Source organism: Paenibacillus sp. FSL H8-0168 (assembly GCF_038592955.1).
In the GTDB taxonomy this organism is placed as follows: Bacteria; Bacillota; Bacilli; order Paenibacillales; family Paenibacillaceae; genus Paenibacillus; species Paenibacillus polymyxa_B.
In genome coordinates, this window is the sequence record NZ_CP151948.1 from 1,774,688 (window position 1) to 1,790,912 (window position 16,225).

At 46.9% G+C, this 16,225-nt stretch carries 14 protein-coding genes and 1 pseudogene; 8 read left to right on the top strand and 7 right to left on the bottom strand.

Annotated elements, in window-relative coordinates; all coding sequences use genetic code 11:
• Window positions 1-14: 14 nt before the first annotated feature.
• The 3 genes from MHI21_RS08180 to MHI21_RS08190 all read left to right on the top strand — a co-directional run bounded on the left by MHI21_RS08180 (window position 15) and on the right by MHI21_RS08190 (window position 2,993).
• Window positions 15-1,586, top strand: coding sequence for a glycoside hydrolase family 32 protein (locus MHI21_RS08180; protein WP_341161883.1), 1,572 nt, complete (start codon window positions 15-17; stop codon window positions 1,584-1,586).
• Between the two features lie 242 nt (window positions 1,587-1,828).
• A complete protein-coding gene (locus tag MHI21_RS08185; protein ID WP_039269838.1) occupies window positions 1,829-2,377 on the top strand; it encodes a helix-turn-helix domain-containing protein in 549 nt (182 codons plus the stop codon).
• Between the two features lie 100 nt (window positions 2,378-2,477).
• Window positions 2,478-2,993 carry an acyl-CoA thioesterase gene (locus MHI21_RS08190; RefSeq protein WP_165176065.1) on the top strand — a complete coding sequence of 172 codons (516 nt, stop codon included), beginning with the start codon at window positions 2,478-2,480 and terminating at the stop codon, window positions 2,991-2,993.
• A 109-nt stretch (window positions 2,994-3,102) separates the two neighbouring features.
• Here the strand turns inward: MHI21_RS08190 and MHI21_RS08195 are convergent, their stop codons facing one another.
• Window positions 3,103-4,569 (bottom strand): RICIN domain-containing protein, encoded by a 1,467-nt coding sequence (locus MHI21_RS08195; RefSeq protein WP_165176063.1) that lies wholly within the window; start codon window positions 4,567-4,569, stop codon window positions 3,103-3,105.
• Between the two features lie 227 nt (window positions 4,570-4,796).
• Between MHI21_RS08195 and MHI21_RS08200 the strand changes: the two genes are divergently transcribed.
• Both MHI21_RS08200 and MHI21_RS08205 read left to right on the top strand, forming a co-directional pair.
• A complete protein-coding gene (locus tag MHI21_RS08200; protein WP_342419791.1) occupies window positions 4,797-5,489 on the top strand; it encodes a 4'-phosphopantetheinyl transferase superfamily protein in 693 nt (230 codons plus the stop codon).
• A gap of 50 nt (window positions 5,490-5,539) precedes the next feature.
• Entirely contained in the window at window positions 5,540-7,129 is a 1,590-nt protein-coding gene (locus tag MHI21_RS08205; RefSeq protein WP_342419792.1) for an amidohydrolase, read from the top strand.
• A gap of 68 nt (window positions 7,130-7,197) precedes the next feature.
• Here the strand turns inward: MHI21_RS08205 and MHI21_RS08210 are convergent, their stop codons facing one another.
• From MHI21_RS08210 to MHI21_RS08220, 3 genes are all read right to left on the bottom strand, one after another.
• Window positions 7,198-8,823: an S-layer homology domain-containing protein gene (locus MHI21_RS08210; RefSeq protein WP_342419793.1), complete on the bottom strand. Its 1,626-nt coding sequence runs from the start codon at window positions 8,821-8,823 to the stop codon at window positions 7,198-7,200.
• A 157-nt stretch (window positions 8,824-8,980) separates the two neighbouring features.
• Entirely contained in the window at window positions 8,981-9,832 is an 852-nt protein-coding gene (locus MHI21_RS08215) for a DegV family protein (protein ID WP_069291558.1), read from the bottom strand.
• 32 nt (window positions 9,833-9,864) lie between these two features.
• Entirely contained in the window at window positions 9,865-10,338 is a 474-nt protein-coding gene (locus tag MHI21_RS08220; RefSeq protein ID WP_069291559.1) for a hypothetical protein, read from the bottom strand.
• 219 nt (window positions 10,339-10,557) lie between these two features.
• Between MHI21_RS08220 and MHI21_RS08225 the strand changes: the two genes are divergently transcribed.
• On the top strand, window positions 10,558-10,941 hold the full coding sequence (locus MHI21_RS08225) for a DUF423 domain-containing protein (protein ID WP_025723972.1): 384 nt from the start codon (window positions 10,558-10,560) through the stop codon (window positions 10,939-10,941).
• Window positions 10,942-11,049: 108 nt separating this feature from the next.
• Here the strand turns inward: MHI21_RS08225 and MHI21_RS08230 are convergent, their stop codons facing one another.
• The 3 genes and pseudogenes from MHI21_RS08230 to infC form a co-directional block, all read right to left on the bottom strand.
• Window positions 11,050-11,598: a hypothetical protein gene (locus MHI21_RS08230; RefSeq protein WP_342419794.1), complete on the bottom strand. Its 549-nt coding sequence runs from the start codon at window positions 11,596-11,598 to the stop codon at window positions 11,050-11,052.
• 366 nt (window positions 11,599-11,964) lie between these two features.
• A pseudogene (locus MHI21_RS08235) lies at window positions 11,965-12,414 on the bottom strand (kanamycin nucleotidyltransferase C-terminal domain-containing protein); the annotation flags it as partial.
• Window positions 12,415-12,474: 60 nt separating this feature from the next.
• Window positions 12,475-12,990, bottom strand: a complete 516-nt coding sequence (infC, locus tag MHI21_RS08240) for a translation initiation factor IF-3 (RefSeq protein ID WP_342419795.1) — start codon at window positions 12,988-12,990, stop codon at window positions 12,475-12,477.
• Between the two features lie 168 nt (window positions 12,991-13,158).
• Between infC and MHI21_RS08245 the strand changes: the two genes are divergently transcribed.
• Together MHI21_RS08245 and MHI21_RS08250 are read left to right on the top strand one after the other, a co-directional pair.
• Window positions 13,159-14,154, top strand: a complete 996-nt coding sequence (locus MHI21_RS08245; protein ID WP_342419796.1) for an iron-siderophore ABC transporter substrate-binding protein — start codon at window positions 13,159-13,161, stop codon at window positions 14,152-14,154.
• Window positions 14,151-16,199 (top strand): iron ABC transporter permease, encoded by a 2,049-nt coding sequence (locus MHI21_RS08250; RefSeq protein WP_342419797.1) that lies wholly within the window; start codon window positions 14,151-14,153, stop codon window positions 16,197-16,199. Before MHI21_RS08245 ends, MHI21_RS08250 begins: the two co-directional genes overlap by 4 nt.
• The last annotated feature ends 26 nt before the right edge of the window (window positions 16,200-16,225 follow it).

The window sequence follows — 16,225 nt, forward strand, 5'->3', positions numbered from 1 at the left end:
GGAGAGCGGATACTATGAAAGAATTAAACCTAACGGACGACTATAGCGGCAGAAAGAGAAAAAGTAACTATAGTGAGACGTACAGGCCTCAATTTCATTATTCACCGGAGAAAAATTGGATGAACGATCCCAACGGCATGGTTTACTTTGAAGGAGAGTACCACCTGTTCTACCAGCATACCCCCCATGATACGCAACCTGATTTTGGCAACATGCATTGGGGGCATGCGGTAAGCAAGGATCTAGTGCATTGGACTGAGCTTCCACCGGCAATTCCACCTGGGGAGGACGGAGCGATCTTCTCGGGGAGTGCGGTGGTGGATAAGAACAATACCAGCGGATTTTTTGACGAGGAAGGATCAGGATTGGTTGCCATTTATACGAATGAGGGCAACAAGGCTCAGCCTGGAAAGCCGCAGGTGCAAAGCATTGCTTACAGCAAGGATAAGGGTCGAACCTGGACAAAATATGAAGGTAACCCGGTTTTATTTCCAACGGACACGCTAGACTTTCGTGATCCGAAGGTGATTTGGCATGATGAATCATCAATGTGGATCATGGTTCTTGCCGTAAGGGACCGTGTAGAATTTTACACATCTCCAAACCTGAAAGAATGGTCTTTTGCAAGCGAATTCGGTTCCGACATTCCGCATATCCACCGAGGGATATTTGAATGTCCTGATATATTTCGAATCCAAGTGGATGAGGATTCTAATACCACGAAGTGGATTCTGATGCTAAGCGTCGGGGATAGAAATGGTGTGAATCCAGACGATCCGGAACCACCGGCAGGCGGTTCTGGCATGATGTATTTCGTAGGCAGCTTTGACGGTAAGTCGTTCACGCCAGATGAAGCGTTGGAATCTATCGATACTATCAAATGGGTAGACTATGGATCAGACTTTTACGCGGCCGTGTCCTGGAATGGCATTTCGAACGAAGACGGACGGAAAATTTGGATCGGCTGGATGAATAATTGGCGTTATGCTACCACGCTTCCTTCAAAGGAATGGCGTGGCAAGACATCAATTCCCCGGGAGCTACAGCTAAGGACTTACCCGGAAGGACTTCGCCTAATTCAAACACCCATAAATGAATTAAGTCAGCTAAGAAAACCGATTTTGTCTCTGCAAGATTTGACGATTAAGCCAGGTATGAACGTGTTGTCTGATATTTCCGCAGCCAAGGCAGAAATTATTGCAGAATTTGAAATCGGTACTGCCGTGGAATTCGGGTTTAAAGTACGGAAGTCCGCCAATCAAGAGACGATCATCGGATATAATATCTCGAATGAGGAATTGTTCGTCGATCGGACGAAGTCGAGCGCCACTGATTTTCATTCCGATTTCACAGCAATACACAAGGCCACTATGAAGCCAGAGCATGAGAGGATACAGTTGAGCATTTATCTGGATTGGTCAAGTGTCGAAGTCTTCGGAAATCATGGAAAAGCAATCATTTCAGACATGATTTTCCCGGACTTCGAAAGTAAGGGTCTAGAACTCTACGCCATTGGTGGAGAACTAAGGGTCGTGTCGCTTCAGATCAATGATCTGGTAAGCATTTGGGGAAATGAGAATGTTTAGACGTTAACTATTGATATCATTCAAATTTTAATTATCTCACGAAGGAACTCATTGAGTAGCGAGTGTCAAATTGATTTTTCAATTTGACACTTTTTTATATTGGATAAGATAATGAGTTTGTGTAAGCTAGATAGCAATAAGTCTGTTAAGACTTAGTTGTAGATTCATGTTCGAATGAACCTCTCTCGATTAAATTGTGTATTCTTCTTATATAGACTTTTGGATACAAGGAGGCAACATCCGTGGATTCAATGCAGCATATTATTGGCTCTAATTTGGCCCAAATCAGGAAGACTAGAGGATTAAGTTTGGATAAGGTGGCTGAACTGACAGGGGTCAGCAAAGGGATGCTGGCTCAGATTGAGAAGGGGAAATCCAATCCTACGGTAACAACCCTTTGGAAAATTGCGAACGGTTTGCATGTATCCTTCTCCACCTTTCTCAAAGAAGACCCGCCGCAAATCACGAAGATTCGGAGGGAAGACCTGCATCCGGTTATTGATGAAGACGGTAACTATTTTGTCTACCCTGTATTCCCGTATCACGCTGAAAAGAAGTTTGAGGTGTTCACGGTAAGCCTGAAGCCAGGCTTTACACACCAGGCAGAGAAGCATCTGGGAGAGGAAACGATTCTCATGATCCGTGGGGAAATGTACTTTGAAATGCAGGGGCAACAGCTCAAGCTGAGTGCAGGGGATGCCGTGCAATTTCAAGTATCTGACATACATACCTACCGCAATGATTCGGAAGAGGATGCCGATTTTTATGTATTGATTTATTATGCGGATTAGTGGGATGATTAGCATAGTCTAAAACAGGCTTCCACATCAGGATTTTGCAAAATCCTGAGATATAAAAAGAGAGCAACGAGGAAAAGAGAGGAAAGAACCCATGGAAAGCAAGTACATCCGAGAAACCTACTGCTTCAAGACGTCCCGAGTATTTCCCAACGATATCAACAATCATAACACGCTCTTCGGCGGCCGATTGATGTCGTATATCGACGATATCGCATCTATTGCAGCTGCTAAGCTGTGTCGTACGAACACAGTTACAGCCTCTACGGATTCGGTGGATTTTTTGCTACCTATCCATCCGAGTGATTCTGTCACGCTGGAAGCGTTCGTAACTTGGACAGGCCGTAGCTCGATGGAGGTGTTCGTAAAGGTAATTCGTGAAGGACTGATGACTGGCGACCGAAAAATCGCAGCCACCGCCTTCCTGACCTTTGTGGCATTGGACGAGAACAACCGTAAAGTGACCGTGCCGCAGGTGATTCCAGAAACAGAAGAGCAGTTACAATTGCACCAGACGGCTCCATCACGCGCAGCCATACGGCGTCAGCGGAGGGAAGAAAGCAAGCAGCTGGCTAATTTTCTGACAACAGATTATCCGTGGGAACTGTAACGTACTAGAGATTATCAATTTCATCGTTTTACGTAAAAGGAGCCGTCTTTTCCGTTAGCAGTCGACCATGATCTGCTTGGAATACGGCTCCTTTTGAAAATAATTTGAGCTATTCTACTTTAACTACACGGAAATGCTGATTTGTCCCACCGTTATCGCCCCATTGAATGGCTTTAGCTCCATCGGCGGTGGCGCCTTCAGAAATATCGATCAGTTTGCCGGTTGCCCGATTTTTCAGCTTGTAATAACCACCGGTTACGGATACTAATTGCCAATGCTGACTGGACCAGCCTCCGTCGCTCCACTGCTCAATAACTGTACCGTCTGCTGTCGTACCGCTTTCAACACCAATTAGCTTTCCGCTGTTGCGGTTCATAATTTTATAATATCCGCTGCCTGCATCCTTGAGCTGCCATTGCTGGTTTGCTGCCTCGGAATTTGCACGCTGCTCCAGATCTGCGCCGTCCGTCGTTGCATTGCCAATAATGCTTAGTGGCTTATTGCTCTTGCGATTCACTAGCTGATAATAGTCATCCGGATCAATGGCAATTGGCGTCGTTATCCCCTCGACCACACCACTGGCGGTGTCAATATTAATGCTGTCGAACCAATCCATGGCTAATGAAGTCGCTGTTGGAAAACGCAGTGGCAACCATACATATTGAGAATCCTGCACAGGACCGCTCCACGCACCCGCCCAACGGTCGCCCAAATACAGGTATGAAGTTGTCTGGGCACCTTCAACAGGGATCACGTAAGCCGACTGTGAACCATATGTCGTACCATCCCCGAAGTTTATCGTATTACTCCAGGTTCCTTCAATGCTGGATGCAGTAGCATACTTGGCCTGATTGGGATTCCAGCCCGTTGCCCCGGATGTAATCAGGAAGTAGACGTCTCCTTTTTTGAACATCGCCGGAGCTTCACGATATTGTCCAGGCCAAAGTGTAGTCACCAGCGATTCAACTTGCAGAAAATCCGGTGTCAGACGATAAATGTTCAGATCTGCGTTTACCCGGGTAGCCGAAATGAGGTAAGCTGTACCGTTATCGTTGTATACGGTCATATCGCGCGAATCGTAATCCAGAGGACGGAAGCTGCCCTGATACGTGTAATCGCCGTCCACCGTATCGGAAGAGGCGACAGCCACTCGGGCCTCGTTGTAATTAACCCCATTCTCCTTGTGCATCCATAATACGTATTTACGTGTTTTTTCATTATAAATCACTTTCGGACGTTCAATATTCGAAACATTCAGCTCTACGGCGGAGCTACTGGTCAGTACGTTTTTACGAAACTCCCAGTTTTTTAAATCAGAGGAACGGTAGGCGGATACCGCCTTGAACGTGCCGTTGGGATTACGATTTTCACCAAACCAATAATAGTAACCGTCTACTTTAATCATACCACCCCCATGGGCATGGACCACGTTTCCATCTGTATCTTTAAACTGAATGCCATTCACAACATTCGCTGAAGCGGCTGAAGCGATCTTAGGTGAAAACATCTGAAAAATGCTCAACGTCAGCAAAATAGAGAGCATAATACACAGCAAGCGGGCAAAATCATATTTCATTGTTTCGTCCTCCTCTGTATGTGCTATTTTAAAGCGCTTTCATTAATGGACTCTATGAAGTAGTTTTAATAGAGCTACTTATCCCAATTGTATCCATATTGAATTGAAAGTGCTAGAGTAGTATATTGACCATGTACACGGCACACGTCATCCATATCTAACAGACTTCCATCGAACGGTGAGTGTTACAAACTGGCTGATATTCATTAGGTATACAGGAGGCAACCATGAAAATATACGCGATTGATACGAGCAAGCCGGAGGCTGAGGAGCATTACGAATCACTGGTAAATCAGGTTTCGCTGGAAAAGCAGCACAAGTTAGATCGTTTTTTACATCGGGAAGATACTTTGAGGGGCTTATATGCCGATGTGCTGCTAAGATGGTTGGCCTGCCGGCAATTGAAGGTATCTAATGCCAGTCTTCAATTTACATACAATGCATTCGGTAAGCCTTCCTTGATCAATGCACCCACATTCCATTTTAATGTTTCTCACTCGGGAAAATGGGTGGTATGCGCTATTGATGATCACCCGCTTGGAATCGACATTGAACAGCTCCGTCCTATTGATTTTGAGGTAGGTAGAGTGTGCTTTTCAGACACAGAGTATAATGCGTTAATGCGTCAGGACGCAGACAGCCGCTTATCGTATTTTTACGATCTATGGACGCTTAAGGAAAGCTTTGTCAAGGCCGAGGGGCAGGGACTAACCCTACCGTTGAAGTCTTTTTCATTTGAGCTAAAGGCACAACCATTCATAGGCTTCACGACAGAGGGCTTTACCACCGAGTATTGTCATTTTAAGCAGTATGAGCTGGATCAGGATTATAAAATGGCTGTCTGTGCAGCTCATGACCAATTTGCCCAGCAGGTGCAGCAGATAGATATAAATACACTACACTTGGAAGTGGCAACATAGGCGTAATATGAAGTGGATTGCGTATAGTTGAAAAAAGGAGATGAGTGGCGTTGACATTCGTTTTGTTCAAGCACGGCCGGTTGTATGGGGAGTGGGCTTCCAAAGGAGACTCCATCGTTGTACAGCATGGACGGATACAGGCTATCGGGTATGCTCGGGAGCTTGAATTACAGTTGTCCGGTAAGGAATATGAAACTGTGGATTGGGAAGACGCCTATGTACTGCCAGGCTTAACCGATTCACATATGCATTTGTCTATGCATGGTATGAAGCTGGCTATGCTGGATTTAACATCAGCTACCTCCAAGGAAGAGATGCTGGCTATGCTGCGCAAACGGGTCGCTGTAACACCGCCGGGAGAATGGATTTTAGGACTCAACTGGAATGAAAATGCGTTTATTCCTGTTGAAATACCGGATATAGCCGAGCTGGATGCCATTACAGATCAGCATCCGGTATATCTCACTCGTACGTGCTTTCATACGTTCTTGGCCAATTCAGAGGCATTTCGACGTGCGGGTATTAACGAGGACACCCCTGATCCGGCTTCGGGAGCCTATGGGCGAGATGCAGATGGACGGTTGAACGGATTGATTTATGAGGAAGCATCCTTTGCCTTTACTAGCGTGCAGCCAGAGCCGGATTACTCGGTTAAGAAGGATACGATTCGGCGGGCTTGTATGGATGCGCTAAGGCTTGGTTTGACTGCTGCGCACACAGAGGATTTACGTTTTTTGGGCAGCGTGGAGACGATGCAGCGAATTTACAGGGAGCTGAGGGAAGAAGGTCTTCCTTTTCGCACACACCAGCTCATCTATCATCCATTTTTGGAAGAAGTGAAAGTGCAAGGGCTGCGTGCAGGTACCGGAAATGAGTGGTTTAAAATCGGTGCGATAAAAATGTTTGCCGATGGCGCTATTGGTGGAAGAACGGCTTTATTATCCGAACCTTATAGTGATGCTCCACATACCTGTGGAATGGCGATCCAACCGCAGCCGGAGCTGAATCAGATGGTGGCTGCTGTCAGAGCCGCAGGCTATCCCGTGGCTGTGCATGCCATAGGAGATGGGGCGACGCACATGATTTTGACAGCGATGGAGGCCCATGCGCTCACGGAGGAAAGCGGTTTGCCAGACCGTCTGATCCACGGACAGGTGCTTAGGGGTGATTTGGTCAAGAGAATGGCGAAGCTGCCGCTGATCGCGGACATCCAGCCCCGTTTTGTCGCAAGTGACTTCCCTTGGGTACTGGATCGGGTGGGGAAAGAACGGACTGAATATTTATATGCCTGGAAAAAGCTACTGGAAGCAGGCATTCCATGTGCTGGAGGTAGTGACGCGCCGATTGAGCCGTTAAACCCTTTTCTTGGTATTCATGCGGCCGTGACTCGCGCCAAGCCGGAAGAAATGCATGAGGGCTATCTTCCCGCTGAAAAGCTGGATGTACATGAAGCCATTCGTTTGTTTACCACGGGAAGCGCAGTAGCAGCCGGCGAGGCTGATGAAAGAGGGACGATAGCTGAAGGGAAGGCCGCTGACTTTACAGTCATTGACCGTGATGTATCGGAAAGTCCGCAAGCTTTACTTGATGTTAAGGTACGAATGACAATTGTAAACGGGAAAGTTGCATATCGGTCATAGGCTGGGGATAAGTATTATGCCAAAAGCCTTCAACTTCACTTTTCATGTGAGGTTGAAGGCTTTGTATTTTATAAACCACGCTGTATAAATCGGTCTGCGTTTTTTACACTGGACCACAGATCAGAGCTTGCTCCACCCGGATACCAGTAGGCGAAGCCAGCAAACCCAGCATCCTGCCCCAAGCGATACTTACGAGTGAAGGATCGTCCTTCCTCAAGCCACAGCTTATGAAGCTGTGTGTCTTTGTAAGACACGGTATACTGCTGAATATCCTCATTCCAAATAGGTTTGGAGACGGAACGGGATACGAGCTGGTTTTGCTGATCTAGTGATATATCAGAGGAAGCGATTGAATGTCCGCTAGCGTTAAGCGTCCAGTTCCGTGTAAATAATGGCAACGCCAAGATCGCTTTCTCCGGATCGGTGGTTTGTACAAAACGCCGCACGCTTTCACGGAGCCATGGCAGCGAGGACACAGAGCCGGGGATCGAGCTACCTCCCCAATGCTCGTCATATCCCATCAGGATCAGATAGTCTGCCGCAGCGCCAAGCTGTTTATAATCAAACGCGGCAGTCCAGTCCGTTCCGTAATCAGGGGATACACAAATCGCCAGTACCGTATTCTGACTCTTCAACTTAGCTTTTAATTGTTGGACGAACAATGTTAAATTGGCGCGATCCTGACCATCTACATTTTCAAAATCAATGACAAGCCCGTTCAAACCGTATACAGATACGGCATTAGCAAGCTGAGTTATGGTTGTATTTCGTAGAACCTCACTGGACAGAATTTGGTGTGTCAGTGCCAAATTGGAACGGTTGCCTACCATCGCCCAGATATTTTTATGATGCTGTTTGGACCAGGCAAGAAGCGACGAATTGGTATAATCGCTGATAATACCTGTTTCATTTAGAAAAAACCAACGTGGTGACAGGGTGTTGATGTTGGATTGAAGCACCGTATTTTCAAACTGCTGAACGGTTTGATCATATTGCCAGCCTATTCGGATGGAAGAAGCGGTGGAAGCAGTTTGGTTAGCATGCTTTGTTGAATACGCTAGCAGTCGCTCCAACAATACTGCTGTTTCTTCACGGGTCAGAGAGGATGCAGGATGAAAATAGTTACTTTCACCTTTCATAAAGCCGTAACTATTTACGGTGGTTACCGCATCAAGAGCCCAATCTGCAATTTCGTCAGTATCTGTGAAGGAGGAAGTAGCATCTCCTGATCGACCCGAAGAGCGGATGAGACGTGCGATCATCAAGGCCGCTTCTTGACGGGTTATAGGACTATTAGGTTGAAATGTCGCAGACGTTCCCCCCTGAACGATATTGAGTTGAGAAGCTGCTTCAATCCATCCATAGTACCACGTCTTTTTGGCAACATCTCGGTAGGAGGTAACGGCCGCTTGTACAGGCTCCAGACCGAGTGTACGGTCCAGTGCGGTAACCCATTCGGCTCTGGTAACAGCCTTTTTAGGAGAGAAGTAACCAGGTTGTGTACCGTTCAAAATTCCTTTAGCGTGCAGGGAAATAATAGACTGATAGGCATAGCTGTGTGCAATATCTTGGAACGTAGCACCGGATGCTGCTGCTGGAGCAGCTAAGTATGAAGTGAATGTTGTGAATATTGTGATGGCTGCAGTTGCTGAAAGGGTGAGCCTGGTTAACCAACGTGATCGTTTGGAACTCATACCAAATAACCTTCTTTTTTATGATAGATTGTAGACTCATATATCGTTACTCGACGAATAATACTATCAAAAAGAGGAAGGTTATTCATTGCTAAATTGCTGGAAAAACACCAAAAAACCCGCCACCTACGCGGCAACGGGTTTGATATTGGATAGACTATGCTTTTTTGGCATACATAATACCGATGGTCTGTGGACCACAATGACTGGAAATGACACAGCCTGCTGTCGTTAGCAGTACCTCTTGTGCGTTCGTTTCTTCTTTCAAACGAGCTTGCAGCATCAGCGCATCTTCCTCGGCCAAAGCGTGCACGACAATAATGATATCGTTATCCATCTGATCTCGTTGATTCAGTGCATTTTGCAGCATCTGATCCAAAGCTTTTTCACGTTTGCCGCGGACTTTGTAGGCAGGCGTCATTTTTCCGTCAATCACTTTGATCACCGGACGAATTTTGAGCAGACTGCCGATCAGGTTTTGCATGCCTGAACATCTTCCGCCTTTATACAGGTATTCAAGTGTATCAATGACAAATTCCGTGTCTATTAGCGGCCTGGTTTTCGTCAACATGTCTACAATCTGCTCTATCGTATTGCCGTTGGTTGCCGCACGAGCAGCTTTCATCACAAGCAGGCCAAAGCCGCACGATAAATTCAAGGAATCAAAAACCGTAACGCGGCCTTCCGGAAATTCAGAGGCAGCGAGTAGCGCATTCTGGTACGTCGATGATAGCTCGGAAGACAGACTGATATATAAAATGTCGTCCCCTTGTTCTATGTAGGGCGCAAAGGCTTGAATAAAATCCGACGGAGAAGGTGCGGCGGTACGCGGTAAATGTCCCTCGCGGCTTACACGTTGAAATAATTGTTCCGGGTGAATGTTCACCCCATCCTGCAATGCCTCATCACCAAATACTGTATACAATGGCACAATGCTAATCTCGTACTGTTGACGCCAGTGAGCAGGAACATCACTGGTACTGTCGGCAAAAATTTTAATTTTGTTCATACATTGAATCCTCTCTGTGTGATACAGAAAAATTATAAAGATTGCACGGAGGAAGGATAGATATCCGCTGTGCTATTCGGAACGGAAAGACCGATGGCCAGAAGAGCAATAAAGCCCACAATAATAAGTGCATTAATGATTAAGCCTGTAATAGCAAAGGTTTTCTTACGGTTTTTTAACGCAATTCCAATGATACCGACCACAAGTCCGCTACAATTCAGCAACAGGCTACCTAAAAAAATAAAAGGAAGCAATACCGTTCCGGTTTGCTGTAGAGCGACTTCCGGGTTCAACGTTTGGTATTGGCTGAAATGAGCCAGCAGATTAATGACCATAATAGCCAGAATAATATATCCGATCAGGCTGACAAGCGACATAATAAAAGAAGCAATTCCGGGACCGGAATGTTTGAGCTTGACCGGAGGCTGAAACACAGGAGCTTCTGAAAAAACAGGGTGCTCCTCAGACGCAGCAGGTTTTTGCAAATTAGGATCTTGGTAACTCATTTTTTCCACTCCTTGAACATAGTCCGAACAGGTACTAATTTTCCACAAAATAAACAAAAAAGCAAGCCATCCTACACATTACCCTTCAAAAGGCAGGGTCTAATCATCCGATTCTGTATGCGGTCTGTTCACACACGCTGGCTGGTAAACTTCATACGGTTTCGATAAAATAAGAAGAACATTCGGCTAAAAGGACGAGATGAAAAGGAGTACACAAACATGCAACGAAAATGGATATTTGTGGGATCTATAATGATGATGTTGGCGGTAGCCATTGGAGCGTTCGGGGCACATATTGTGAAAGCCCGGATCGACGCGGATGCTTTGGCCGTGTATGAAACAGGTGTGAAATATCATATGATTCACGCTGTCGGTTTGCTGATCATTGCGTTGGCTGCCGGACAGTGGGGTCCTTCCAACCGTTTAAGATGGGCAGCACGTCTGTTATTGACGGGTATCATTTTGTTTTCTGGCAGCTTGTATGTGCTAAGTTTGACCGGAATCCGTGTGCTGGGGGCTATTACCCCTCTAGGAGGCGTGTGTTTTATTGCAGGATGGATATTGCTGGCATGGGCTGCCATGGGTCTGAAGAAAGAGGATTAGAGTTCTTTTCGGATAAAGCAAAAAAAAGAGAATGGACAAGAAAGACGTCATGCTTTTCCTGCCCGTTCTCTTTTTTCATGCTTCGTTTTTTTTGTGAAGTATTTACATTTACGATGTGATTTCATCGATCTCATTCATTTTAAAGGAATACACTTGCTTCTCATCTACATGATACACACTCAGCAGGCTATTATCATGATCCAGGTTGAGGATGCGGCAAGGAATGCTGCGCTGTCCGCCATAGCGGTTCACAATTAACCGTACAAGCGTATTATCATGTATATAGCGTTTGATCCATTCATACGTACTAAGGTCTTGTTGAATTGCAGGCTTTGGCTGTACGTGGGATTGTTTGATCTCTTGAACGACTGGTGGCTTGTTCGTAATTGCGGCTGATTTCTTTTTAGAGAATTTTTCCGCGAGCGTAGCGGCTGCATTAGATGGGTTATTCACGGCCGACTGTTTTTTTAGGTACAGTGCAGCTTCAATTAAATTGCCAAGTTCGATACCGGATTGAATCCGGCTATCCGCAATTTGTTCATTTTGGCTCAAGAGATTAAGCAGGAACTGAAGGGCCTCTACGTTCGAACGACCTTTAACTAATACATCTACATTAAATAAATAACTGGTTTCGTCTTGATTTGATTCCTTTTGCATACATCCTCCAGCCCAAGCCATGGGTAATTAGTCTTTTATAGTACCTATCAATATATCATTAAAACGTAATCTATCATAGTGCCTAAGGCCCTGTTGTTGGATATTAACAAAAATAAAATCTATATAAAGCCCTATGCGTAAAATTTTCTCAGATAAGCAAGCCAGAGCTACATATACAGAGAATAAAGGAGGGAGGGGGTGAAATCAAGTAATTTAAATTTTAAATATATTACAATGGGAAAATATAACGAAGCAGTATCATACATCCAGAAGAAAAGTAAAATCCCCCTTATTGAAAGGGGGATTGGCATATCAAAAACATGATATATTATAGTAAGCGCAATTAAAGCAATTTTATTTTCGATTAAACTCATACATTTCACCTACAAGCACTTCGTTGATGGCATGCCTGAAATCTTCCTTTGTTGGGGATTCGGCCGCTTCCTTTAATATAGAAAAAAAGTTTTTAGGATCATACAGACGAAGTGGGGAAAAGAAGGGTCCATGTGTCAACGGCCAATCGCCCTCAACAGTAGAGGCAATTTTAAGAAGAATGTCTGAACTACAGACGTTCACCTCAGCTTTTCAGGGCCCTGCCGACCATTCATGGCTAAATTCTACGGGGCCGTTTGGTTCACTCAGTACGCAAAACATTTCAATGTCCGAAAAAGGGCCGTCAGTACCTTTGACAACAGATCCATAGATCCCTATAGCCAGAATTTTGTCTCTGTATACTTCATGTAACCTCGCAGCTATTTCGTGGCAAGTCTGAAGTCTCTCACTTCGAGAAATGTTGACAGGTCCATTCATGTCCATTAGTGATCTCCCTCTGCTTCCTACGGTCTTAGTGATTTGTCCAATTTACTGATTCGCCATTCAGCGAGGGTTTAATTTCACTTGTGAGCCCTTGCCGCCCGTCTGGATTCCAGTATCCTTGACTCCAGCTTCCTTCAAATCGACTAGTAGCCGCTCTAGTACCGCTTTGGCGACAGGTGCTTCTTTTGCACCAGACGCTTTAACGACCAACTGCACCGGTTTGCCGGAACGCAGATGTTTGTCTGCCTGACGCAGCTTCGTGTCGTAATCATGCTCCTCAATATGAGCAGTGAAGCGAAGCTCCTTGACCTTTTCTTTGCCGCTGTTTCTTGCGGCTCGACCGACATTCGTTTTGCTTGCTGCGGCTTCTTTTTGCGCCAGCGCTTTTCCTTTGCCCTTTGCGACCAAGCTACAGGGCGGTGGACTGCTCATGAGTGAGGTGCAGACCAGGTCCACCCCTTGGGATCGGGCCATAGCCAAGGCTTCTGACTTGGAGACAACGCCGAGCTTCTCTCCCGCGAGTCCAGTGAGTACCACTTCGTCAGCTTTAATTTGCTCGTTGATTAATACTGCCACGTAAATGTAGCCTCCCTTAAACAATGATAAAGCTATCATATACGGAACCTGTTTGCGATTCAATTTTAGATTTATCCGTATTGACAAAAGTCACTAAGCCCTATACTCTTTTACTGATAATGATTATCATTTTCCGATGCAATATACATACAGGGGTGATTGAGAGAAATGAGAAAGATGTTGAATAGCCTATTATTATTTGTAGTTTTTACTATTGTATTGGCGGGCTGCGGTGCGGCTGGGGATAGCTCGAAGACGGAAGGTACTGCTGGGTCTGAGCAGACATCCACAACGGCTGGTCCGGTTACGGTTAAGGACGACCACGGGGAAGTCAAGCTGGACAAGCCAGCGGAACGTGTGGTTGTACTCGAATGGACGTTTACCGAGGACCTCATTGCACTTGGCGTACAGCCTGTCGGCAATGCGGACAATGAAAACTACAAGCTGTGGGTAACACCGGAGGCAAAGCTGGCTGATACCGTAACTGATATCGGCACACGGGGCGAACCGAATCTAGAAGCGATTGCGGCGCTCAAGCCGGATCTTATTATCTCTAACGCCGATAACAATGCAGCGATCTATGCACAGCTTAAGGGGATTGCACCAACGATAGAATTCGATCCTTACAAGGGGAACGGCTATGATTACGACCGTATGGTCGAAATTTTCAAGCAAGTGGCTGTAGCTACCGGTAAAACGGAACAGGCTGATAAGGTCCTAAGCGAACTTGACCAGCACTATGTAGATGCAAAGGCTACATTGGAGAAGGCGGGCAAAGCAGACTTTCACTATGCGCTGACACAGGCCTTTACAGCTCAAAATGCTGCCAGTCTACGAATGTTCAAAGAAAATTCGGTTGTAGTGGGAACGCTTGCGAAAATCGGCATGGTGAACGACTGGAAGTCGGACAAGACCGAGAAATACGGATTTAGTACCGTTGGCATTGAAGCTCTTCCAGCTGTACAGGACAGTAATTTTATCTATATTACACAAAAGACGGACGATGTATTTGGAGCCGCGATGAAGAACAACTCGGTATGGAACGGACTAAACTTTGTCAAAGAAAAACGGACCTACCCACTGGATGGTACAACATGGACGTTCGGCGGCCCAATCTCATCCAAAGTACTGGTTGATCAAGTAGTCGGAGCTCTGACGAAATGACCCGAACAGGCACAACGGGTTTATCGAAGACTTGGCGTGTAGGAAGCATCTTTGGGGGCGGATTGATCGTCCTCATCGTGCTTTTTTTTGTAAGCTTGTGTTATGGAGAGGCTTCAATCCCGCTGCATACAGTAATTGAGGCGTTGACCCAGCGTCAAGATACTCTTGAACATAATATGGTGTGGGATCTCCGAATGCCGCGTACGGTCATCGGAATCCTGGCTGGTGGTGCGCTGGCCATCGCTGGTGCTCTGCTCCAGGCCATCACCAAAAATCCGCTGGCGGCTTCTGATACACTAGGAATTAACGCTGGTGCCTACTTTGTGGTCGTCCTTGGCGCGGTGATGTTTCCCGGATTGCTGCACCAGGCGCCGTTTCTATTTGCCGCTGTCGGCGGCCTGCTTGCAGCGGTACTCGCTTACTTCATGGGCGGGGGACGAGCTGGAAGTCCAATTCGGTTGGCGCTTGCTGGCTTGATTGTATCCATGGTTCTCGGTTCGTTTACCGGAGCTTTGCATATCTTTTATTCATTTGAAACGCAGGGACTGTTTCTCTGGGGTTCTGGCTCGCTTGTGCAAAACGACTGGAGCGGGACGACTTACGCCTGGCCCTGGGTCGTAGGACTCTCGGTCATTGCTGTTCTGCTGTCAAGGCAGTTTGATGTTCTGGATCTGGATGAGTCCACATCCACGTCACTCGGACAAAAGGTTAGCTTGACCCGGGCGGTGGGAATTGTATTGGCTGTCCTGCTGTCGACCATTACAGTCAGCGTCATTGGACCTATTGGTTTTGTGGGTTTGGTAGCTCCGCATTTGGTGCGCTTAAGCGGTCTAAAAATGCATCGCTGGGTGCTGCCTGGTTCCTTCCTGTGGGGGGCATTACTGTTGACCGGCGCTGACGTGCTGGCGAAAATGGTCCACCAATCAAGCATGGATCTGCCGACCGGAGCAATGATGGCCTTGATCGGTGCTCCTTGGTTAATTTGGCTGATTCTGTGGAAAATGAAGCTGCCTTCTGGTATTAGCGGGCAGTCTTCAATGAACATAGGTGTGCGCTCTCGGAAATTACCATATGGCAGGCTTGTCATGTTGCTTGGGGGCGGTGCCGTGCTGTTGACTGTATTCAGCCTGATGTTTGGAGGAATGCGAATTCCGGTCGGCGATTTGTTGTCCGGCCTGTTCGGCGGTGAGAGCGCAAATTCGGCCTTACTGCAGTTTAGAATTCCGCGCACGCTGGTGGCAGCCGGGGCTGGTATCGCGCTTGCGGTCAGCGGTGTCTTGATCCAACTAGCCGTTCGTAATCCCTTGGCGGATGCCTCGATCATCGGAGTTTCTTCAGGGGCTGGTTTCGGCGCGCTAGCAGTAATTATCGTTTGGCCTGGGCTACCTATTTATGTGCTGCCCATCGCGGCGATTGCCGGAGCGACTGTTTCGGCGGCAGTGATCTTCTTTTTATCATGGAACAAGCACCTAAACCCGTCTGTGGTCATCCTACTTGGGATTGCCGTATCAGCGATCGGAGCAGCTGGCATTCAGATACTGATTATCCAAGGTTCGCTTTGGGGCAGCACAGGCTATATTTGGCTGACGGGTAGTACCTACGCTCGAAACTGGGGGCAGGTGATGACGATTCTGGCCTTTCTGCTCGTGTTGTTGCCAATAGCCTGGTGGCTAGCTCGCCGCTTCGATCTTTTGGTATTTGACGATAGCAGCGCGATGGGACTGGGACTTCCGGTGCGCCGCACCCGGCTGCTGGCCATGGCAGTGGGTGTGCTGCTGGCGGGCGGAGCGGTGGCCTGTGTAGGTACAGTTGGCTTCATCGGGCTGATTGCTCCGCATATCGTGCGTACGTTGATTGGGCACCATGTACGCCGCTCCATTGTTCTGTCGAGCATCTTGGGAGCAGTAATGCTGGTGCTGGCTGATACGATTGGCCGGACAGTGCTTGCGCCGACCGAAATTCCTTCCGGATTGCTGATCGCACTGATTGGTGCACCGTATTTCCTGTACTTGATGTATCGCTCCAATAAGAGTAAGTCAGTGTAGTTGAATATGTACACAAACAGGCTGTT